20 protein-coding genes are annotated in these 20,817 nt (G+C 71.0%); 16 read left to right on the forward strand and 4 right to left on the reverse strand.

Annotation, left to right across the window (positions count from 1 at the left end; all coding sequences use genetic code 11):
• Positions 1-40: 40 nt before the first annotated feature.
• The 10 genes from VK611_18345 to VK611_18390 all read left to right on the forward strand — a co-directional run bounded on the left by VK611_18345 (position 41) and on the right by VK611_18390 (position 9,614).
• Complete coding sequence (locus tag VK611_18345; protein HMG43298.1) at positions 41-844, forward strand: acetoacetate decarboxylase family protein; 804 nt, start codon at positions 41-43, stop codon at positions 842-844.
• The gene (locus tag VK611_18350) at positions 844-1,719 is read left to right on the forward strand and encodes an SDR family NAD(P)-dependent oxidoreductase (protein ID HMG43299.1); all 876 of its coding nucleotides are present in this window, start codon (positions 844-846) and stop codon (positions 1,717-1,719) included. Before VK611_18345 ends, VK611_18350 begins: the two co-directional genes overlap by 1 nt.
• Before the next feature lie 22 nt (positions 1,720-1,741).
• Positions 1,742-3,034, forward strand: coding sequence for an amidohydrolase family protein (locus tag VK611_18355; protein ID HMG43300.1), 1,293 nt, complete (start codon positions 1,742-1,744; stop codon positions 3,032-3,034).
• On the forward strand, positions 3,031-4,254 hold the full coding sequence (locus tag VK611_18360) for a cytochrome P450 (GenBank protein ID HMG43301.1): 1,224 nt from the start codon (positions 3,031-3,033) through the stop codon (positions 4,252-4,254). Before VK611_18355 ends, VK611_18360 begins: the two co-directional genes overlap by 4 nt.
• A 165-nt stretch (positions 4,255-4,419) precedes the next feature.
• Positions 4,420-4,770, forward strand: a complete 351-nt coding sequence (locus tag VK611_18365; protein ID HMG43302.1) for a hypothetical protein — start codon at positions 4,420-4,422, stop codon at positions 4,768-4,770.
• A 72-nt stretch (positions 4,771-4,842) separates the two neighbouring features.
• On the forward strand, positions 4,843-5,157 hold the full coding sequence (locus tag VK611_18370) for a nucleotidyl transferase AbiEii/AbiGii toxin family protein (protein ID HMG43303.1): 315 nt from the start codon (positions 4,843-4,845) through the stop codon (positions 5,155-5,157).
• A 108-nt stretch (positions 5,158-5,265) separates the two neighbouring features.
• Entirely contained in the window at positions 5,266-5,970 is a 705-nt protein-coding gene (locus VK611_18375; GenBank protein ID HMG43304.1) for a hypothetical protein, read from the forward strand.
• A gap of 96 nt (positions 5,971-6,066) precedes the next feature.
• Positions 6,067-6,669, forward strand: a complete 603-nt coding sequence (locus tag VK611_18380; protein ID HMG43305.1) for a CHRD domain-containing protein — start codon at positions 6,067-6,069, stop codon at positions 6,667-6,669.
• 73 nt (positions 6,670-6,742) lie between these two features.
• Positions 6,743-7,306 (forward strand): TetR/AcrR family transcriptional regulator, encoded by a 564-nt coding sequence (locus VK611_18385; GenBank protein ID HMG43306.1) that lies wholly within the window; start codon positions 6,743-6,745, stop codon positions 7,304-7,306.
• 43 nt (positions 7,307-7,349) lie between these two features.
• Positions 7,350-9,614, forward strand: coding sequence for a molybdopterin-dependent oxidoreductase (locus tag VK611_18390; GenBank protein ID HMG43307.1), 2,265 nt, complete (start codon positions 7,350-7,352; stop codon positions 9,612-9,614).
• On the opposite strand, the gene VK611_18395 is transcribed toward VK611_18390, so the two are convergent.
• Both VK611_18395 and VK611_18400 read right to left on the reverse strand, forming a co-directional pair.
• Positions 9,601-10,626, reverse strand: a complete 1,026-nt coding sequence (locus VK611_18395; protein ID HMG43308.1) for a hypothetical protein — start codon at positions 10,624-10,626, stop codon at positions 9,601-9,603. The two genes, VK611_18390 and VK611_18395, sit on opposite strands and share 14 nt — an antisense overlap.
• 154 nt (positions 10,627-10,780) lie before the next feature.
• Positions 10,781-13,033 (reverse strand): glycoside hydrolase family 3 N-terminal domain-containing protein, encoded by a 2,253-nt coding sequence (locus tag VK611_18400; GenBank protein HMG43309.1) that lies wholly within the window; start codon positions 13,031-13,033, stop codon positions 10,781-10,783.
• A 168-nt stretch (positions 13,034-13,201) separates the two neighbouring features.
• On the opposite strand from VK611_18400, the gene VK611_18405 reads away from it, so the two are divergent.
• The 6 genes from VK611_18405 (at position 13,202) to ykgO (ending at position 18,828) form a co-directional block, all read left to right on the forward strand.
• Positions 13,202-14,344, forward strand: a complete 1,143-nt coding sequence (locus VK611_18405) for an ROK family protein (protein ID HMG43310.1) — start codon at positions 13,202-13,204, stop codon at positions 14,342-14,344.
• A gap of 52 nt (positions 14,345-14,396) precedes the next feature.
• A complete protein-coding gene (locus VK611_18410; protein HMG43311.1) occupies positions 14,397-15,689 on the forward strand; it encodes an ABC transporter substrate-binding protein in 1,293 nt (430 codons plus the stop codon).
• Positions 15,682-16,608: a sugar ABC transporter permease gene (locus tag VK611_18415; GenBank protein ID HMG43312.1), complete on the forward strand. Its 927-nt coding sequence runs from the start codon at positions 15,682-15,684 to the stop codon at positions 16,606-16,608. Before VK611_18410 ends, VK611_18415 begins: the two co-directional genes overlap by 8 nt.
• Complete coding sequence (locus VK611_18420) at positions 16,605-17,483, forward strand: carbohydrate ABC transporter permease (protein ID HMG43313.1); 879 nt, start codon at positions 16,605-16,607, stop codon at positions 17,481-17,483. Before VK611_18415 ends, VK611_18420 begins: the two co-directional genes overlap by 4 nt.
• Positions 17,484-17,499: 16 nt before the next feature.
• Positions 17,500-18,624 carry a sn-glycerol-3-phosphate ABC transporter ATP-binding protein UgpC gene (ugpC, locus tag VK611_18425; protein ID HMG43314.1) on the forward strand — a complete coding sequence of 375 codons (1,125 nt, stop codon included), beginning with the start codon at positions 17,500-17,502 and terminating at the stop codon, positions 18,622-18,624.
• An 81-nt stretch (positions 18,625-18,705) separates the two neighbouring features.
• Entirely contained in the window at positions 18,706-18,828 is a 123-nt protein-coding gene (gene ykgO, locus VK611_18430) for a type B 50S ribosomal protein L36 (GenBank protein ID HMG43315.1), read from the forward strand.
• 24 nt (positions 18,829-18,852) lie between these two features.
• On the opposite strand, the gene VK611_18435 is transcribed toward ykgO, so the two are convergent.
• Positions 18,853-19,641 (reverse strand): ABC transporter permease, encoded by a 789-nt coding sequence (locus VK611_18435; protein ID HMG43316.1) that lies wholly within the window; start codon positions 19,639-19,641, stop codon positions 18,853-18,855.
• Positions 19,641-20,633 carry an ATP-binding cassette domain-containing protein gene (locus VK611_18440; protein ID HMG43317.1) on the reverse strand — a complete coding sequence of 331 codons (993 nt, stop codon included), beginning with the start codon at positions 20,631-20,633 and terminating at the stop codon, positions 19,641-19,643. The genes VK611_18435 and VK611_18440 overlap by 1 nt, the downstream gene beginning before the upstream one ends.
• Between the last annotated feature and the right edge of the window lie 184 nt (positions 20,634-20,817).

The raw sequence follows: 20,817 nt of genomic DNA on the forward strand, positions 1-20,817 counted from the left end.
ACCTTCGCCGCCGCCATGGCTCAACCGAAGGAGAGCTGACATGGGACGACGCGTCCGCTACGGCGCACGCACACCGGACGAGCTGCAGAACCGGGAGGTGAAGGCCACGTCGGTCGGCGCCTGGTCGACCTCGCTGACCGCCAGCTACGAGACCGACCCCGAGGTGGTCGCGGCCGTGCTGCCGAGACCCCTCGAACCGACCGACCAGCCGCTGGTGCGGATCTCGGTCGCCCGCGTCGACCTCGGCGGGGGCTACCTGCCGTTCGGCGCCGGCACTGTCGCCGTGCAGGCCCGCCACGACGGGACGGTCGGCAACTACCCGCTGGTCATGCCGATGACGACCGAGCAGTCGGTGATCGGCGGCCGGGAGACGTTCGGCGAGCCCAAGAAGCTGGCCCAGGTGACCCTCGAGCGTGACGGCGACGGCGACGGTGGCACCGTCACCGGGCGCATCACCCGGATGGGGGTGACGTTCGTCGAGGTCACCGGCCGGGTCGGCGCGCCGCTCGACCCGCCCGACGACCAGGAGCGCGTCGACTTCTACTTCAAGTTCCTGCCGGCGCCCGACGGCAAGGGCTTCGACGCCGAGCCGTCGCTGGTCTACTGCCACCGCACGGAGACCTACCGCTCGCTGGCGCCGGTCGACGGTGCGGTCACGCTCACCGAGTCGCGCTTCGATCCCGTGGCCGACCTCCCGGTCCGTCGCCTGGTGTCGCTGACCCTGTCCGAGCGGCGGGCGGTGCAGCGCGGCGAGATCGTCACCCAGGTCCCCGGCGAGTGGCTGCTGCCCTTCGTGCACCAGCGCTACGACGACCTGTCCCCGCTGGGGAACGGCGACGACTGATGCGCGACCTGACGGGACGGGTCGCGGTGGTCACCGGTGGCGCCGGCGGGATCGGCCGGGCGATGGGGGAGCGGTGCGCCGCCGAGGGGATGCGGGTCGTGCTGGCCGACGTCGAGCAGCCCGTGCTCGACGCCACCGTCGCCGAGCTGCAGGCCGCAGGCCTCGACGTCAGCGGGGTCGCCACCGACGTCGCCGACTACGCCTCGGTCGAGCGGCTGCGCGACCAGGTGCTCGACCGCCATGGCGCGGTCCACCTCCTGTGCAACAACGCCGGAGTCGGCGCCGGCGCCGACGGCCGGATGTGGGAGCACGACCTCAACGACTGGCGCTGGGCCGTGGGCGTCAACGTGTGGGGCGTCGTCCACGGCATCAGGGCGTTCGTGCCGGCGATGGTCGCGGGCGGCGAGGAGGGCCACGTCGTCAACACGTCGTCGGGCAACGGCGGCGTCGCCCCCTTGGCCGGCACCCCGATCTACGCGGTCACCAAGTCGGCGGTGGTGACCCTCAGCGAGTGCCTCTACGCCCAGCTGCAGGCCGACACCGAGGGTCGCGTCGGCGCCTCGGTGCTGTTCCCCGGCCCGCACATGCTGCGCACGGGCCTCTTCAGCTCGTGGCGCAACCGGCCCGCCGACCTGGCCAGCCCCACCGCCCGCCGGGGGAGCGTCGAGGCGTTCGAGGAGCGGATGGCCGAGGCGGGCGTCAGCGTCACCTACACGCCGGTCGAGGAGGTCGCCGACCAGGTGGTCGCCGCCGTGCGCGACCAGGCGTTCTGGATCCTGCCCAAGGGCGGTCGGTCCGACGAGCAGATCTCCGCCCGGGCCGAGTCGATGCTGGCCCGCACCAACCCGACCTACATCAGCGACGTCACCGGCTGAGCACTGAGCCCAGGAGCACGACATGGACAGCAACGACCCCTACCTCGTCATCTCGTCGGACTGCCACGCCGGGCTGCCCAACGCCGAGTACCGCGACTGGCTCGACCCCGAGTTCCGGGAGGCGTTCGACGTCCACCTGGCCGAACGCACCCGCATGATCGAGCTGGCGCAGCGCGGGATGCTCAACGAGGAGTTCGCCAAGGAGTGGGAGGAGGAGAACGCCGAGGGCCTCCGCGGCGGCTGGGACGCGTCCCGGCGGGACAAGGAGCTCGACGCCGACGGCGTGGTGGGCGAGGTCATCTTCCCCGACGCCGACGCGGTGTCGGCCGGGGCCAGCGCGCCCTTCGGCGCGGGTCTGGCAGCCGGCGGCGAGACCGACCCGGCGCTGCTGATGGCCGGTGCCCGGGCGCACAACCGCTGGCTGGCCGAGCTGTGCGCCACGTCGCCCGAGCGGCGGGCCGGGGTGGCGGTCGTGCCGATCTTCGACGTGGACGCCGCGGTGGCCGAGATCCGGCGGGCGCGGGAGTCGGGGCTGCGCGGCGGCATCCTGATCCCGTCGATGTGGGCGCCCTACCCGCCCTACCACGACCCCTGCTACGACCCGGTGTGGGCGGTGTGCCAGGAGCTGGCCATGCCGGTGCACGTGCACTCGGGTGCGGCCGACAAGGCGTCGTACGGTCCGCACGTCGGCATCTACACCACCGAGGTGCGCTGGTGGTCGGCCCGGCCGCTGCACTTCCTCATCTGGTCCGGGGTGTTCGAGCGGTTCCCCGGGCTGCGCTTCGTGGTCACCGAGTGCGGCGCCTTCTGGGCGGCCGACCTGCTGTGGACGATGGACACGGTCTACGACCGCGAGCACGGCTCACGGAAGCTGGGCGACCAGCTCACCGCGGCGCTGTCCCGGCGGCCCAGCGAGGTGTTCGACGCCAACTGCGGCATCGGAGCCTCCAACACCCGCCGCCGCGAGCTCGCCCGCCGCTACGAGATCGGCGTCGCCAACCTCATGTGGGGCAACGACTTCCCCCATCCCGAGGGCACCTGGCCCCACACCCGGGAGTGGCTGCGAACGGCGTTCCACGACATCCCGGTCGACGAGACCCGGGCGATCCTGGGCGGCAACACCGCGGCCATGTACGGCTTCGACGCCGCCGCGCTGAGCCCACTGGCGACGCGGATCGGCCCGACCCCGGCCGACCTGGGCCAGACCGGCAGCGACCTGGCCAAGTGGACCGACCTGCGCGCCGCCGGCCGCCCGTGGCTCACCGGGGTCGAGGCGGTCCCGGTCGTGCTCGCCGAGGCCGAGGCCGACGGATGACCGCCACCGGTCAGGGCACGGCGGCGTTCGACCCGTTCGAGGACGGCTTCGTCGACTGGCCGTACGATCAGTACGCCCGGCTGCGGGCGGAGGACCCCGTCCACTGGTCGCCCTTGCTCGAGGGCTGGGTGCTCACCCGCTACGACGACGTCAACACGGTGCTGCGCGACCCGACGGTGAGCGTGGATCTCGACAACGCCAACCCCACCGGCGTCGTGGAGCTGCAGCGCGAGCGGATCCGCCGCAACGGGCGGGGCTCCCACACCCTGGTGCTGCTCGACGATCCCGACCACAAGCGGCTGCGCAAGCTGCTGCAGCGGCCGTTCGCGCCCCGGCCGGTGGAGGGGCTGCGCGAGATGGTGACCGCCCGGGTCGACCGGGCCATGGCGGCGCTGCTGCCCCGGGGCGAGATGGACGTCGTCGGCGACTTCGCCTACCCGCTGCCGGTGGCGGTGTTCTGCGAGATGCTCGGCATCCCCGACGAGGCGTCGCCGCAGTTCCGCGACTGGACCATGGCGGTGATCCGGAACCTCGACCCGCTGATCGACGACGAGGAGCAGGCACGCTGCGCCGCGCTGACCGGCGAGATGTACGACTACCTCGACGACCAGGCCGAGCTGAAGCGGCAGGCACCGGCGGCCGACGTGATGACCGAGCTGGTGCAGGCCGAGGACGCCGGCGACCGCCTGAGCCGCGACGAGCTGGTGGCCCAGCTGGTCACCCTGTACGTCGCCGGTCACGAGCCCATCACCGGTCTGGTCGGCAACGGCCTGCTCGCCCTGCTGCGCCAGCCCGAGCAGCTCGCGCTGCTTCGGGCCCGGCCGGAGCTGTTGGGGAACGCGGTCCACGAGCTGCTCCGCTACGACGGGCCCAACCAGTTCGTGCGTCGCATCGCGGTCCAGCCGCTCACCCTCGGCGACCGGGAGATCTCGCCCGGCGACGTCATCTACCTGGGCATCGGTGCGGCCAACCACGACCCGGCGCGCTGGCCCGATCCCGACGCCGTCGACGTCTCCCGCCCCGACGCCCCCCACCACGTGCAGTTCGGCTCCGGCATCCACGCCTGCCTGGGCACCCACCTCGCCCGCCTGGTCTCCGAGGTCGCGCTCAGCGCCCTCCTGTTCCGACTCGACGACATCCAGCCGGCCGGCGACCCGGTCTGGAGCGATCGCATGGTCCTCCGCGGCCTCCAGTCCCTCCCCATCACCTTCCGAGCCTGACCCATCCTCCAGCAACGCGCGGGCCGGCCTACGGCCCAGGCAGGTACGAGCGATCAGGGCTAAGGAGGTGGACCTGGGCCGGTCGCCGGTCTGGCCGTCGCTGTCGGGGCGCTTCACAGCGTTGGATCAGACGTCGTTGCTGGTGCGCGGCTTACGCTTGTTGGTATGAGCCGGTTCGAGCGCAGGCGGAGTGCCACGTTGGGTCCTGGCGCGCGGCCGGTCTCGATTCCCGACGACGTGGACGATGTGGGGGTGGTCAAGGAGCGGGGGATTGTGGAGCTGCCGTTGCGGGTGCGTTGGAGTGGCCCGGAGCGGCGCTATGACCTGCGTGATCGCCGGCAGCGGGCGCTGGTGTACGAGCAGGTCCTCGCCGAGGGAACCGACGACGACGTTCGTCGTTTCATCGATGTCAACGACCTCATTGACCTCTGGCCGGACCTGGTGCTTCCTCGTCACGTCCGGGCCGCCTGGTCCCGTTGGCTGCGGGAGCGGCGCTCTATCGTCGTGGCGTGCTGACACCGTTGCAGGAACGGGTCGCCCGGATGGTTTCGTCGCTACCCGAGGCCGAGGGGTTCGCTCTGGCCGGAGTTGGCCGCAGACAAGCTCCTGGCCCTCTTTGACCGAGCACAGGCCCGTGACTTCGTTGACGTGGCGGCATTGGTGGGGCGTTTCGGGTTCGACGGGCTCTGTGACCTGGCCAAAGAGAAAGACGCTGGCTTCTCGCTGGCCGTGTTGCGCGAGATGCTCGGGGGCTTCGCCCGGTTCGACCAAGCCGAGTTCGGGCTCGATGACACGGCCTACGTACAACTGGCGCACCAGGTCCGTCAGTGGCGTGCAACCCTCTCACTGAGCGACTCACGGTCCATCGACCCACCCAACCAGGGCCCCGGCGTCGGTCTCTGACACCTGACCCAGGTCCTGCAGTAGTCCGGTGGCTCGGGTGGGGCCGGTCCGCGAGAACGCTCTCGGCAGGATCGATGTTCCGTGGCTGGCCCGGGTCCAGGCAGCGGCATGATCGTGGTCATGGAGATGACCACGTCGGAGGATCCGGAGAAGTGGACGTTGAGCGACGTCGTGGCGTTGGCAGCGCTTCGGCCGCTCGTCGAGGGGTACGTGCCGTGGACCACGTGGTCGATGCGGCCCGCCGCGATCGTGTCGATCGTCAACGAGATCGAGCTGAAAGGGCGGTCGACGGTCGTCGAGCTGGGCGCGGGGGCGTCGACGTTGTACCTGGGGCGGGCGGTGGCGAACGTAGGAGGTCGACTCGTCAGCATCGAGCAGGACCCTGAGCTGGTCGCGTACCTGCGACGGCTGGTCGACCGGGAGGGCCTCTCCGATGTGGCCTCGGTGGAGCAGGTGGGGCTCTCTCCCCTCCCGCCCGCCTACCGCGTCGACTCGACGGCCTGGACGTCCCCGGACACGTGGTACGACGTCGACCGGTTGAGGGCCGTGTCCCCCGAGGGCATCGACGTCCTGGTCGTCGATGCTCCTCCCGCCGGGAACCAGGAGCGTGTGCTGGCCCGCGAGCCCGCGGTCGACGCCTTGTGCGGACAGTTCGCGGCGGAGTACTCGATCTTCCTCGACGACGCCGATCGACCGGCCGAGCGCGAGACCCTGCGGCGGTGGGGAGATCGGCTCGGCATCGACACGCACATCGTCGAACGGATCTCACTCGGGCTGGGCCGCTCCGATGGCGGGATGATCCCCAGCATGTGAGACCGCCGGCGTCGGCCCGCACCCAAAGCCGAAGGGTGAAGATGTCGTCCGGGGAAAATCCTTAGCGGCAGCTGCCCGGTACTCCACGTGGGGGGTATGGCCGGTGCGCCCGTCCGACGGCGCACCAACCCCTCCGACAAGGAGGAAGGGCCAGTGAAGAGAGCTCGCGTCAAGATCGCGCTCGCCGTAGGGGCCGTCGTCGCCGTGGGGGTGGTGGGGCTGGGAACGGTCGCCATGGCCTCCGACAGGGGTGACCGGGAAACCCTCAGCGGATACGAGGAGGTGCCGGCCCTCTCCACGCCGGGGGTGGGTGAGTTCCGGACGTCCATCTCGCGGTCGAAGGACGAGATCCGTTACGAGCTGACCTTCAGTGACTTGGAGTCGGATGCGACGCAAGCTCACATCCACTTCGAGAACGCGACCAACAACGGGCCCATCGTCGTGTTCCTCTGCTCGAACCTCGGGAACGGCCCGGCGGGAACACAGGCCTGCCCCGCTGCCGGCGGGACCATCAGCGGCACCATCCGGCCCGTGGACATCGGCGCCGGAGCCGTCGCACAAGGCCTCGCCGCGGGTGAGTTCGACGAGTTCGTGCGCGCCATCCGAGCGGGGGCGACCTACGTGAACGTCCACAGCGTCATCCGTCCGGGCGGCGAGATCCGGGCCCAGCTCGACGACGAGCACGACGGACACGGCTGACGATCACGAGAGCCGGCCGTCGGCAGTGCTCGTAGCTCCCGTGGCCCCGCCGTGACCTGCAACGCTGGGGTCGATGGATGAGGTCACGACGCGGGACCGCATCATCCTCGCCGCCGTGGAGTGCCTCGCCCGGCTGGGGTGGGAGCGAACGACGATCACCGAGGTGGCGAAGCGGGCGGGGGTGACCCGCCCCACGCTCTACGCCTACTTCCCGACCAAGGACGACCTGTTCGCCGAGGTCGGGGGCCGGGCAGCCGAGGAGATCAGCGAGCGGATCGTCCGCCATGCCGCCGCCGAGGCGCCGACCGGCGCCGAGTTCGTGGTCGAGGTGGTGGTGGCGGCGGTCCGGGAGTTCCGGGCCGACCCGTCGGCGTCGCTGATCGGTCTGGTCCGCCCGGGCGAGGCGCTGGGCCCGGACGCGGTGGCGGTCACCCGGGCCTTCCTCGATCCGCTGCTCGAGCGCGAGCCGGGTCTGGCCGGCGAGATGGACGAGATCGCCGAGACGCTGATGCGGTTCGTGGTGTCGTTCCTCGTGACCGAGAGCCCTCCGCCGCGCTCGGACGAGGAGCTGCGGGCGTACCTGGTGCGTCGCCTCGTCCCCGCGCTGGGACTTCGGCCACCGCCTTTACAAAACTGACTCAAAGTGTAAGGTGCGGGTCTCGGGGGCGAGGGGGATCAGCATGACGGTGTCGGCATCCGAGCGGCGCATCCACGTCCGGACGTGCTCCTTGTGCGAGGCGATGTGCGGCCTCGAGGTCCACGTCGAGGGCGACCGGGTCGCGCTGATCCGGCCCAACCGGGCCGACGTGTGGAGCAAGGGCCACATCTGCCCCAAGGGCACGACGCTGGGCCACCTCCACCACGATCCCGACCGGCTGCGGAGCCCGCTGGTGCGTGAGGGCACCACCTGGCGCGAGGTCGGCTGGGACGAGGCGTTCCGGCGTTGCTCCGAGCTGCTGGGACCGGTGATCGAGGCCCACGGCATCGAGGCGGTGACGGCCTACGTGGGCAACCCGCTGGCCCACAACTTCAGCCTCGGCCGCTATGCCGGCGTCCTCATCGGCATGTCCGGCATCCCCATGATCTACTCGGCCGGCACCGTCGACCAGTGGCCCAAGAACGTCAGCTCGCACCTGATGTTCGGCGGGATGTGGAAGATCTCGGTCCCCGACATCGTGCGGACCGACCTGGTGGTGGTCATGGGGGCCAACCCGTACGCGTCGCAGGGCTCGCTGCTGGCCTGCCCCGACGTGATGGGCCACCTCGAGGCGATCCGGGCCCGGGGCGGCGAGGTGGTCGTGGTCGATCCCGTCCGCACCGGCACCGCGGCGAGGGCCGACGACTGGCTGGCCATCACCCCGGGGACGGACGCCGCGCTGCTGCTCGCGATCGCCCACGTCGTGGTGACCGAGGGCCGCGTCGACCTCGGACGCATCGGCCACCTGATCGACGGGGTCGACCGGTTCTGCGAGCTGGTCGCCGACTGGACCCCCGAGCGCGTCGCCCCGGTCACCGGCATCGACGCCGACCGCATCCGCTCGCTGGCCCGCAAGCTGGCCTCCACCGAGCGGGCCGTGGTCTACGGGCGGATCGGGCTGTGCAACCAGGAGTTCGGCACGCTGGCCAGCTGGCTGGTCGACGTGGTCAACATCATCACCGGGCACCTCGACACGGTCGGCGGCGCCATGTTCGCCCGGGCCTCGGCGTGGTCGGTCACCGATCTGCCGATGCCGGGGCTCGAGGGCGGCGTCGCCAACTTCGGGCGGTGGCGCACCCGGGTCCGCGGTGCGCCCGAGGTGCTGGGCCACGTCCCGGTGTCATGCCTGGCCGAGGAGATCGCCACGCCGGGCACCGGGCAGATCCGGGCCCTCTTCACGGTGGCGGGGAACCCCGTCCTGTCGACGCCCGGGGGCGACCGCCTCGATGCGGCCTTGGGTGGGTTGGACTGCATGATCAGCGTGGACAACTGGCTCAACGAGACCACCCGCCACGCCCACGTGATCCTGCCCGGGCTCTCGCCGCTCGAGCAGCCCCACCACGACGACCTGATCTGGAACTTCGCGGTGGGCAGCGCGGCGAAGTACTCACCGCCGCTGTTCCCGCCGACCGACGGCCGGCCCGAGGAGTGGGAGATCCTGATCCGCCTGGCCGGCGCCTGCCTCGGCCAACCCGCCGACCAGGTCGACGTGGCCGCCATCGACGACGGGTTCTTCGACGTCATGGCGTCGGTCAAGGGCTTCGACGGTGCCGAGCTGCGCCAGGGCTACGAGGCCGGCGGGCCCGAGCGGCTGCTCGACCTGACGCTGCGCACCGGGCCGTTCGGCGACCGCTACGGCCAGGACCCCGGCGGGCTCACGCTCGATCGCCTCAAGGCCGAGCCCAACGGCGTCGACCTCGGGCTCAACGAGCCGTGCCTCGAGCAGGTCCTCACCACCGAGGGCGGCAAGGTCGTGCTGGCCCCGACCTACATCACCGACGACCTGCCCCGCCTCGCGGCCCGGCTGGAGCGACCCGCTGACGACCTGGTGCTGGTCAGCCGCCGGCACCTGCGGTCGAACAACTCGTGGATGCACAACGTGCGGGTGCTGGTGAAGGGCAAGGACCGCTGCACCCTGCAGGTCCACCCCGACGACGCCACCCGCTGCGGGGTGCGCGACGGCGAGCTGGCGCGCGTGGCCTCCGAGAGCGGGACCGTCGACGTTCCGGTCGAGGTCACCGACGACATCCGGCCCGGCGTCGTCTCGTTGCCCCACGGCTGGGGCCACGACAAGCCCGGCACCCGCCTGTCGGTCGCCAACGACCACGCCGGGGTCAGCAGCAACGTCCTCGCCCCGGGCCGCTTCGTCGACGAGATCTCCGGCAACGCCGCCGTGAACGGCATCCCCGTCACCGTCGGCCCAGCCCCTGCCCCTGCCGATCAGGAGAGCCCGATCAGCTTCTCGTGACGAAGTGGTCGAGTGGTACCTGGTCCCAGGCCCGGACGAACCCTTCGGGAAGCTGGTCGAACGGCACGTGACGCCGGGCGTCGTCCTTGGACCAGGAGCTCGGGACCGGGTAGCGGGGGACGTCGCCGGCTCGACATGCCCGGGCGAGCTGCGTCGCACAGGTCTGCAGGTGCGCGAGCGCGAGGCGCGCCGCACCTTCCACGGCATCCCAGGCGGCGTCCCAGCCGACCGGTTCTCCGTCGTCGGCGGCTGCCAGCCGGTCCAGCCAGGCGAGCCACCGGGCCGCCTCGTCCGGGCGGCCCGCGCCCCCGGCGTCGACGTCGGTACGGAGGAACTGGTGGTAGACAGCGACGAACCACCAGGTCAGCCCCGATCTCTGCGTGCCGAGCGTGTCGCAGGCACGCCAGAACGGCAGGCCGGCGGTCGCGATGAGGATGTCCGCACCGTCAGCCGGCGCCGCCGAGTCGTCGAGCAGGGAGCGCAGGCGGGCCCAGACCGTCGGAGGGTCGGAGGGAAGCCCCCGCTGCGCCGCAGTCGGTAGCCGCAACCGGTCGACCCTCTGCTCCGTCCATCGGGCGGCGCCGGGCGGGCCCTCGAGATCGAGCTCTGCGCAACGCACGAACGTGCCGTCGGGGCCGTCTTCGACGGCGAGGCTCGTCTTCCGCACCCGGCCCGCGACGCGCGGCAGGGGCAGGGGCACCTCCGGCGCCACGCCCGGCAGGATCAGGTGGTGCAGGAGGTCCTCGTGGGATCCCACGTGGACCAGGAGATCGTCGCTGATCACGAAGTCGTCGCCGATGCGCCCACCCCGCGGCTGGGGCGACCCGGGCGTGATGCTCACGACGTAGTCGTGATGCTTCTCGTGGTAGACGACGACGACCGAATCGCCGAAGAACCGGAGCAGGTGGACGTCGGTGCCGAAGTAGGGGTTGTAGTGGTAGAGCCCGACGCTCACCCGGTCGAGACCGCCCCCGGCGACGTTGAGCGAGATCCGGTCGGGGGTCTCCTCCACCCAACCAGTCCGTAGGAGTCCGTCCCCGTCCTCCTCGACGACACGGGCGATCACCCTCCCCCTGGCCTGCGGTTGCGCCGTCAAGCCGACCACTCCGATGAGATCACCACGGTCCCTCTATGCCACCACCGCGACGCGCTTCCGCGGTCGACCGTCAGCGGGAGAGCTGGAACCAGTTGACGTTGACGAAGTCGGCGGTGGCCGAGGTACGGAAGACCAGGTAGAGCCGGTGCACGCCAGTCGCGGTGGACGAGAGGTTCGTCGTGGTCGTGGCCCAGGTCTGCCAGCCGCCGGTGTTCGACACGGGCACCGAGGCGATCAGCGGTCCGCTCACGCTGTCGAGGCGGTACTCGATGGTGCCCGTCGCCGTGGAGCCCGACGCGAGGCGGGTCGTGACCCGCACCGGGGTCGGCGAGCCGAAGTCGACGCCGTAGTAGCCGAGCGAGTCGCCGTTGCCGATCCAGCCCACGTTCTGGCCACAGCCGCTGTCGGTGCAGCGCTCGAGCAGGGTGCCGCTCTGCTCGTCGTAGTAGGCCGCGCCGATCAGGCTGTAGGGGCTCTGGGTGGCGGGGAACCGATCGCCGGCACCGAGGGGGAACAGGGCCGGTTTGCCGTCGCCGGCGTTGATGGGTTGCTGGGAGGCCGACTGCATCCAGGTCATGGGCAGCGTGCCGGTGGGGTTGTGGTCGCCGAACAGCACGTCGGCGACGCCCTGGCCCTCGGTGCCGGGCAACCAGGCGGCGACCAGCGCGTCCCAGCCGCCCAGCTCGGCGGCGATGTCGAGCGGCCGGCCCGAGACGAGAACCACGACCACCGGCACGCCCGAGGCCCGCAGCCGGGTCAGCGTGGCCAGGTCGGTCGAGCTGAGCGACATCGACCCGGGCCGGTCGCCCGCCCCCTCGGCGTAAGGGGTCTCACCCACGACGGCGATGGCGGCCTTGTACGTCCCGTCGATGCCGATCCCGTCGGCGTTGTAGGTGACGGTGGTGCCCGGTGACACGGCGGACCGGATGCCGCTGAGGATGGTGGTGCCCGGCGTGACGGCACCGCTGCCGCCCTGCCAGGAGACGGTCCAGCCGCCGCTCTGATGACCGATGTTGTCGGCGTTGCGGCCGGCCACGAAGTACCTGGGGGCGGACTTCGGCAACGGCAGCACGCCGAAGCGGTTCTTCAACAGCACCTGCGACTCGCGCACGGCCTGGCGGGCCAGCGTGCGGTGCGCCGAGCTGCCCACGGTGGCGGTCCAGGACCGGTCGGTCAGCGGCCGCTCGAACAGGCCGAGCTCGAACTTCTTCGTCAGGATGCGCCGGTTGGCGTCGTCGATGCGGCTCATGGCCACGCGCCCGGCCTGCACCTCGGCTCGCAGCACGGCGATGAAGTTCCGCCACTCGTGGGGCACCATCACCATGTCGACGCCGGCGTTGATCGAGTTGCGCACGTCGGCGGCGGAGAACCCGGGTTGGCCGTCGATCTGGTCGATGCCGTTCCAGTCGGAGACCACGAACCCCGAGAAGCCGAGCTCACCCTTGAGCACCGTGTTGATCAGGTAGGAGTGGCCGTGCAGCTTGGCGCCGTTCCACGAGCTGTACGAGATCATCACCGAGCCGACGCCGCGCTGGACGGCGGCCCGGAACGGCGGCAGGTGGATCGCCCGCAGGTCCGCCTCGCCGAGCTGGGTGTTGCCCTGGTCGACGCCGCCGGTGGTGCCGCCGTCGCCGAGGTAGTGCTTGGCCGTGGCCAGCACCGACGCCGGGCCGTTCAGGCTCGTGCCCTGCATGCCGTTGACGTAGGTGGCCAGCGAGCTGACGACGTTGGGGTCCTCGCTGTACGACTCGTACGTGCGGCCCCAGCGGTCGTTGCGGGCGACGCACAGGCATGGCGCGAAGTCCCAGTCGATGCCGGTCCCCGAGACCTCCTCCGCGGTGGCCCGGCCGATCTGCTGCACCAGCGTCGGGTTGCGGGTGGCACCCAAACCGACGTTGTGCGGGAAGATCGTCGCGCCGACCACGTTGTTGTGGCCGTGCACGGCGTCCACGCCGTAGATGATCGGGATGCCGAGGCGGCTCGTCACCGCGGCGTTCTGGTAGGCGTCGTACATGTTCGCCCACGCGGTGGCGTTGTTGGGCGACGGCGCCGAGCCGCCGCCCGACAGGATCGAGCCCAGCCGGTTGTCGCGCACGTCGGTCGGCGACGCCGCCTGGCGCTCGGCCTGGGTCATCTGCCCGAGCTTCTCGTCGAGGGTCATCCGGCTCAGCAGGTCGGCGACCCGGGTCGGGATCGGCAACGACGGATCGTGGTACGGCAGGTGGTTCGCCACGGCGCGGCTCGTCGGCACTGCCGCGGTGACGAGGACGAGCAGCAGCGCCACAAGGGCCCGTCGTCCAACGATGCGAGACGGCTTGATCACGCGATCACCCCCCGGGATGCGATCTCCTGTCCGCATCTCACTGTACGAACGGGCCCGTAGACGAGGCGTGAAGATCCTGCCGTTCGCATTAACGAGTCATGAACGACTCCTCGGGGCCGGGCGCCCCTCGATGCTTGACAAATAGTTTGGATGCCTTATAAAGAAACTGTGGCGCGCGTCACAGAGCTGGGGACGTGGGGTCGGGCGTTCCGGCACACCGGAAAGATGCTCCCGGGGCACGGACGTCGCCACAACCGCGCGCTGATCCTCCACGAGCTGCGGCGGCACGGCCCGCAGTCCCGGGCCGAGCTGGCGAGAGCCACGCAGCTCACCGCGGCGACGGTCGGGGACTTCGTCACCGACCTCATGGAGGAGGGCATCGTCGAGGAGCGCGGCCGCCGCTCCACCGGCACCGGGAAGCCGGGCACCCTGCTGGGCATCGTCGCCGACGCCCGCCACACCGTCTGCCTGGACCTCTCGGACCAGAGCCGGTTCGTCGGCGGGGTGGTGAACCTGGTCGGCGACGTCGTCGAGCGCCGCACGCTGGCCCGCCGCGGCCGCACGGGGGACGCGGCCGTCCGGTTGGTCGCCGAGCTCACCACCGACCTGCTCTCGCTGACCTCCGGGTCGGTCGTCGGCGTCGGCATCGGCTCGCCCGGCGTGGTGCTCCCCGGCGGCGTCGTGCAGGCGTCGTCGAACCTGCACTGGCAAGGCACCACGCTCGGCGCCGACCTCACCCGCGACCTGGACCTGCCGGTCCACGTGGTCAACGACGCGAACGCGGCGGTCGTCGGCGAGCGGCAGTTCCGCGACGACTCGGGGCCGAACCTCCTGCTGGTGAAGGTCGGCCTGGGGGTCGGCGCCGGCCTGGTGCTCGACGGGCACCTCATCGAGGGCGACGGTTCGGCCGCCGGCGAGATCGGCCACGTGGTCGTCGACCCGGACGGCGAGCCCTGCGCCTGCGGGAACCGCGGCTGCCTGGAGACCGTCGTGGCGGGGTCGTTGCTGCGGGAGCGGCTGGACGGACTCGACTCCACGGGCCGGGAGGCGGTGCTGCGTGCGGCCGGGGACAGGTTGGGCATCGCATTGGCCCCGATCGTCAGCCTGCTGAACCTCGCCGAGGTGCTGCTGTCGGGTCCCGCCGACCTGCTGGGCGAGTCGTTCCGGGAGGCGCTCGTCGCCGCGGTCAAGCAGCGCACGTTCCCGCTGGTGGGCAAGCGGTTCGCGGCCCGGCTCACCGCCACCGGCAGCGACGACGTCCTGCTGGGTGCCGCCGCGGTGGTCTTCGAACACGAGTTGGGCGTCCACTGATGCCCGCCAAGGTCTCGATCCATGGACAGCGAGTTGAGAGGGGAAAGACGCCATGCAGACGAGGAAGCTGATGGCGGGAGTGCTGGTTGCCGGCCTCCTGGCCGCGGCCTGCGGCTCGGGTGACGAGGACGCCGGTGGCGGCGGGGGCGGTGACGGGGACGCCGTCACCCTCGTCGTCGAGAGCTGGCGGGCCGACGACAAGGCGGTCTGGGAGGACACGATCATCCCGGCCTTCGAGGAGTCCCACGAGGGCATCGAGCTGGAGTTCCAGCCGACCGCGCCGACCGAGTACAACGCCGCGTTGGAGAACCGGCTCGACGGCGGAGAGGCCGGCGACATCATCGCCTGCCGCCCCTTCGACATCTCGCTCGAGCTGTTCGAGGCCGGGCACCTCGAGGCGGTCGACGACCTGGAGGGCATGGACGCCTTCGACGACGTCGCCCGCAGCGGCTGGGTCACCGACGACGGCGCCACGACCTACTGCGTGCCGATGGCCTCGGTGATCCACGGCTTCTACTACAACAAGGACGTCTTCGACGAGCTGGGCCTCGAGCCCCCGACCACGACGGAGGACCTCCACACCGTGCTCGACGCCATCGCCGCCGACGGCGCCGCGACGCCCATCGCCCAGGGCACCGTGGACCAATGGGACATCGCCGAGGTCGACTACACCGGCATCGGGCCCAACTACTGGAAGGGCGAGGAGGGCCGCCAGGCGCTGATCGACGGCTCGGCGCAGTTCACCGACCCGGAGTACGTGGCGCCGTTCGAGGAGCTGGCCACCTGGGGCCAGTACATGCCCGACGGGTACGAGGCGCTGAGCTACGACGACGCCAAGGTGCTGTTCACCAACGGTGACGGGGCCATCTTCCCGGGTGGCTCGTGGGAGATCACCGGCTTCGAGCGCGACGCCGGCTTCGAGCTCGGGGTGTTCGCGCCGCCGCTGCCGACGGACGGGGACCCCTGCTACATCTCGGACCACGTGGACATCGGCATGGGCATGAACGCCGACACCGAGCACGCCGACGAGGCGCGGACCTTCCTCGAGTGGGTGGCCTCCGAGGAGTTCGCCCAGCTCTACAGCAACGAGCTGCCCGGCTTCTTCTCCCTGCGCGAAGGTGCCGTCGAGGTGGACAACGCGCTCGCCGACGACTTCGTCTCGTGGAGGGACGACTGCGAGAGCACGATCCGCCTGCCGGCGCAGAAGCTGAACCGCGGCGATCCCGCCATGTGGGACGAGCTGTACGCCGTCTCGTCCGAGGTGGTGAACGGCACGCTCACGCCCGCGGACGCGGCGCAGCGGCTGCAGGAGGGCCTCGACAGCTGGTACACGCCGAGTGAGTGACCCGTCGGTGCGGCTGGCGCCGGCGTTCGCGGCATCGTCGCCGCGGCGCCGGCGCCTCCGCTCGCCCGGAGCGCGGGCGCTGCTGTTCTGCGCCCCGGCGCTGGTGATCTACAGCACCTTCATGGTCTGGCCGCTGCTGCAGAGCCTGCGGTTCGCGCTGCTCGACGACGCCGGCGACTGGGTCGGGCTCGACAACTTCGACAAGCTGTTCGGCGACCCCCTGTGGTCGGAGCGCTTCTGGCGGGCGCTGCGGCAGAACATGCAGTTCTTCCTGTTCCACTGCCTGGTCCAGAACCCCGTCGGCCTGACGCTCGCCGCCCTCCTGACCGTGCAGCGGCTGCGGGGCGCGAACGTCTACCGCACACTGATCTTCGTGCCGACCACCCTCTCGGTGGTGATCGTCGGCTTCGCGTGGCGGCTGATCCTCAGCCCGCTCTGGGGGATCGTGCACACCCCGCTGCTGGGCCGGACGTCGACCGCGCTGCCGACCCTCTCGCTGATCTCGGTGTGGCAGTGGATCGGCATCCCGATGATCTTCTTCTACGCGACGCTGATCTCGATCCCCAAGGAGCTGATCGACGCCAGCCGGGTCGACGGCGCGTCCGCGTGGCGGACGTTCTGGCGGGTCAGCTTCCCGTTGGTCCTGCCGATGTTCGGCGTCATCACGATCGTGACCTACATCGCCAACATGAACGCGTTCGACCTGGTCTTCACGGTCCAGGGCGTCCAGGCGGGGCCCGCCTACTCGACCGACCTGCTCGGCACGCTCTTCTACCGATCGGCGTACGGCTCGGTGCAGGGCGGCGGCGACCGGGCCATGGGGGCCACGGTGGCCAGCGCGACCTTCGCCGTGATCCTGGTCGGGCTGCTGCTGTTCTTCCTGGTGTGGCGTCGGCGCGTCCGGACGTACCAGCTGTGAGCGGGGACGAGGCCATGGTGCACACCGACGTCCACGTCGTCCGGCGCCGTGCCCGGCGCGTCGGCGCCCGGGCTGCGGTCCACGCCGTGCTGATCGGCTACAGCCTCCTGGCGGTGGGGCCCGCGCTGCTGGTGGTGGCGAACTCGTTCAAGGAGCGCCAGGCGATCTTCGACTCCCCGTTCTCCCTGCCGACGCCGTCCACCTGGGACACGAGCGGCTACGAGACGGTGTTCGACGAGGCGTCGTTCCCCACCTACTTCCGCAACAGCCTGATGGTCACCCTGCTGTCGGTCCTGGGCGTGATCGTCGTGTCGGCCATGGCCGCCCACGCGCTCAGCGAGTTCGACTTCCGGGGGCGCGGCCTCCTGCGGATCTACCTGCTCGCGGGGATCATGGTGCCGATCCGGCTGGCGACCGTGGGGCTGGTCGAGCTGTTCGGCAGCCTGGAGATGATCAACACGCTGTGGGCGCTGATCCTCGTCTACATCGCGATGGGGATCCCGCTCGGGATCTTCATCCTGTCGCAGTTCTTCGCGCAGGTCCCGACCGAGCTGAAGCAGGCCGCCCGGGTGGACGGCGCGGGGGAGTGGCGGGTCTTCGCCGTCACCCTCCCGCTGGTCCGGCCGGGCCTCGGCGCCGTGGCGGTGTTCACGATGCTGCCGGTGTTCAACGACCTGTGGTTCCCCCTGGTCCTGGCGCCCGGGGAGAGCACGAGGACCATGACCCTGGGAGCGCAGCAGTTCCTCGGACAGTTCGAGACCAACTGGAACGCCATGCTCGCCGCCCTCAGCCTGGCGATCGTGCCGGTCCTGGTCCTCTACGTCCTGTTCTCCCGCCAGTTCCTCCGCGGGCTGACCGAAGGAGCGATCAAATGAGCGAGGGGATGACCCGATGGCCACGTTGACCCTCGAGAACGTCAGCAAGCACTACGGCTCGGGGGGCGACGGGGCCGCCGCGGTCGAGGACGTGGGCTTCGAGGTCACCGACGGCGAGCTGCTGGTGCTGGTCGGGCCGTCGGGCTGCGGCAAGTCGACGTTGCTCAAGCTGATCGCCGGGCTGGACGACGTGACAGCGGGCGACATCCTCATCGACGGCGACCGCGTCAACGAGCTCGGCCCGCGCGAGCGCGACATCGCCATGGTCTTCCAGAGCTACGCCCTCTACCCCCACCTCACCGTGCGCAAGAACATCGCCTACCCGCTGCGGGTGGCGCGGGTCGATCGGCGGGAGGTGGATCGGCGGGTGGCGGAGACCGCGGAGCTGCTGCAGCTCACCGACCTGCTCGACCGCCGTCCCGCCGAGCTGTCGGGCGGGCAGCGCCAGCGGGTGGCGATGGGACGGGCCATCGTGCGCCGGCCGCGGGTGTTCCTGATGGACGAGCCGCTGTCGAACCTCGACGCCCGGTTGCGGGTGCAGATGCGGGCCGAGATCGCCAACCTCCAGCGCGAGCTGGGCATCACCACCGTCTACGTCACCCACGACCAGGTGGAGGCGATGACCATGGGCACGCGGGTGGCGGTGCTGCTCGACGGTCGGCTGCAGCAGATCACCACTCCACGGGAGCTCTACGACCATCCGGCGAACCGCTTCGTCGCGGGGTTCATCGGGTCGCCCCCGATGAACCTGCTGGAGGCGACGGTGGCGGCCACCGGGATCGAGGTCGACGGGCAGAGGCTGAGCGTCGTGGGCGACGTCCCGCCCGACCTCCCCTCGCCCGGCGGCGGTGTCGTCCTGGGGCTGCGCCCCGAGGACCTGACGCTGCTCCCGGCAGAGCCGGGCGACGGGCGTCAGTCCCTGTCGGCCACGGTGGTGCTGGTCGAGGAGCTCGGTGCCGAGGAGCTGGTGCACCTCCGCCTCGGGTCGGACGCCAAGGGTGCCCAGCCCACCCTGGTGGTCCGCACCGCCGGCGCCAGCAAGCTGTCCCCCGACGACCCCGCTCACGTCGGCGTCGACCCGCAGCGGTTCCACTTCTTCGACGCCGAGACCGGCCGGGTCCTCCCCCACCGAACGACCTGACGCCAGGGTTACCCCTTCGTCTTCCAGGGGGAATTTCAGCGCACCGGAGGCCGTTCTCATGGGCAGCCAAGGAGAGTGATCATGAAGGTCAGAAGTTCGCTGAAGTCGTTGAAGAAGAAGGAAGGTTCGGTGGTCGTCCGCCGCCGAGGCCGGACCTACGTCGTGAACAAGCGGAACCCTCGCTGGAAGGCTCGCCAGGGTTAGTAGGTGGCGGCGGCCCGGCTCCGGTCAGCGGGCGGTGCGGCGGCTGAACAGGGCCGCCGCCCCCGCCCAGCCGAGCAGGATCCCGCCGAGGCACCAGGCGAGCGCCACGATCCAGTCGTTGCCCACCGGCGTGCCCATCATCAGGCTGCGCAAGGTCTCGATGATCGGTGTGACGGGCTGGTGGTCGGCGACGCCCCGGAGGACGACCGGCATCGTGTCGGTCGGTACGAAGGCGCTGGACAGGTACGGCAGGAACATGATGAAGAACGAGAAGGCCCCGGCCCCTTCGGCGCTGCGGGCCACCAGCCCGAAGCTGGCTGCCAGCCAGGAGATGGCGGCCATGTAGAGGGTCAGCACCCCGGCCGCGGCCAACCAGGCGAGGACGTCGCCGTGCGGCCGGAACCCGACCAGGAAGGCGACGCCGAGCACCACCACGGTGGAGGCCAGGTTGCGTACGACGCTCGCCACCACGTGCCCGGTGAGCACCGCGGTCCCGGTGATCGGCATCGAGCGGAACCGGTCGATGACCCCGTTGGTCATGTCCTCGTTCACCTTGATGGCCGTGGTCGACGAGCCGAAGCCCGCGCACAGCAGGACGATCCCGGGTACGACGTAGTCGACGTAGCCGCCCGAGGGACTCAGCGCACCGCCGAACACGTAGACGAACAGCAGCAGGATGACCACCGGCAGGGCGATGGACGTCACCATGGCGTCGATCGAGCGCAGGCTGTGGCGGGTGCTGCGCACGATGAAGATCCTGGAGTCGCGCAGCGGGTCGGCCCAGCTGTGCCGGTCGTGCGTGAGGATGGCCATCAGAAGGTCCTTTCCAGGGGGCGGTCGTCGGCGGGGGCCGGTGCGTCGGCCGGGTGCGCGGTGAGGGTGAGGAAGACCTCGTCGAGGCTGGGTCGGTGCAGGGACAGCCGGGCGGCGGGTACCTGCTCGGCAGCCAGCAGGTCGAGGAGACGGCGGACGTCCTCCGCGCTGCCGTCGCCGGCGACCCGCACGACGAGGTCGCTGGCACCGGTGTCGGTGTCGGCGAGCACCAACCGGCCGACCGACTCCAGCACGCGGGCGGCGGTCGCCGGTGCGGCGGCGTCGTCGAAGAACAGCTCGACGGTCTCGCTGCCGACCTGGGCCTTCAACTCGGCGGCGGTACCCTCGGCCACCTTGCGACCCCGGTCGAGCACGGCGATCCGGTCGGCCAGGACGTCGGCCTCCTCCAGGTACTGGGTGGTGAGCAGCACGGTCACGCCGGAGGAGGCGAGCGTGCCGACCGCGCTCCACATGTCGCGCCGGCTGCGGGGGTCCAGTCCGGTGGTCGGCTCGTCCAGGAACAGCACGGTGGGACGGACGACCAGGCTCATCGCCAGGTCGAGACGGCGGCGCATGCCGCCGGAATAGGTGGACACGCGACGGTCGGCGGCGTCGACCAGGTCGAACTGGTCGAGCAGCTCGGTGGCCCGGTGCCGGGCTCGCCGAGTGGCGAGGCGGCGAAGCTGACCGATCATCACCAGGTTCTCCCACCCGGTGAGCACCTCGTCCACCGCGGCGTACTGCCCGGTCAGGCTGATGGCGGCGCGCACCGCGGCGGGGGCGGAACCGATCTCGTGGCCGGCCACCACGGCGGTGCCGGAGTCCGGGCGGATCAACGTGGACAGGATCCGTACCGCCGTGGTCTTGCCGGCTCCGTTCGGGCCGAGCAGCGCGAAGATCTCGCCGGGTCCGACCTGGAGGTCCAGGTCCTCGAGCACCAGGTGGTCGCCGTAGGACTTGCGTAGGCCCTCGACGTCGAGTGTGTATGGCATAAACAAAGTGTATGAGATACACATAGCTAGGGTCAACGGAACGACCGGAAGGACCACCAGACCTGTGACCACCGAGCACCGAGGCGAGGCCGCAGCGGCGCAGCCCGACGGGCCGTCGTCGGAGGCGGAGCGGGCGGCGGCGAGCCTGCTCGACCTGTGGCAGCGGTGGGAGAACCCCGGCAGG

The organism is Acidimicrobiales bacterium, assembly GCA_035316325.1.
In the GTDB taxonomy this organism is placed as follows: domain Bacteria; phylum Actinomycetota; class Acidimicrobiia; order Acidimicrobiales; family VFJN01; genus DASXTK01.

Bases quoted from the DNA above. Each gene is read 5' to 3' on its own strand.
- VK611_18380 (HMG43305.1), top strand. From the start codon at position 6,067: ATGGCCGGTGCGCCCGTCCGACGGCGCACCAACCCCTCCGACAAGGAG.
- VK611_18375 (HMG43304.1), top strand. From the start codon at position 5,266: ATGATCGTGGTCATGGAGATGACCACGTCGGAGGATCCGGAGAAGTGG.
- VK611_18350 (HMG43299.1), top strand. From the start codon at position 844: ATGCGCGACCTGACGGGACGGGTCGCGGTGGTCACCGGTGGCGCCGGC.
- ykgO (HMG43315.1), top strand. From the start codon at position 18,706: ATGAAGGTCAGAAGTTCGCTGAAGTCGTTGAAGAAGAAGGAAGGTTCG.
- VK611_18390 (HMG43307.1), top strand. From the start codon at position 7,350: ATGACGGTGTCGGCATCCGAGCGGCGCATCCACGTCCGGACGTGCTCC.
- VK611_18440 (HMG43317.1), bottom strand. From the start codon at position 20,633: ATGCCATACACACTCGACGTCGAGGGCCTACGCAAGTCCTACGGCGAC.
- VK611_18410 (HMG43311.1), top strand. From the start codon at position 14,397: ATGCAGACGAGGAAGCTGATGGCGGGAGTGCTGGTTGCCGGCCTCCTG.
- VK611_18365 (HMG43302.1), top strand. From the start codon at position 4,420: ATGAGCCGGTTCGAGCGCAGGCGGAGTGCCACGTTGGGTCCTGGCGCG.
- ugpC (HMG43314.1), top strand. From the start codon at position 17,500: ATGGCCACGTTGACCCTCGAGAACGTCAGCAAGCACTACGGCTCGGGG.
- VK611_18385 (HMG43306.1), top strand. From the start codon at position 6,743: ATGGATGAGGTCACGACGCGGGACCGCATCATCCTCGCCGCCGTGGAG.
- VK611_18435 (HMG43316.1), bottom strand. From the start codon at position 19,641: ATGGCCATCCTCACGCACGACCGGCACAGCTGGGCCGACCCGCTGCGC.
- VK611_18345 (HMG43298.1), top strand. From the start codon at position 41: ATGGGACGACGCGTCCGCTACGGCGCACGCACACCGGACGAGCTGCAG.
- VK611_18360 (HMG43301.1), top strand. From the start codon at position 3,031: ATGACCGCCACCGGTCAGGGCACGGCGGCGTTCGACCCGTTCGAGGAC.
- VK611_18355 (HMG43300.1), top strand. From the start codon at position 1,742: ATGGACAGCAACGACCCCTACCTCGTCATCTCGTCGGACTGCCACGCC.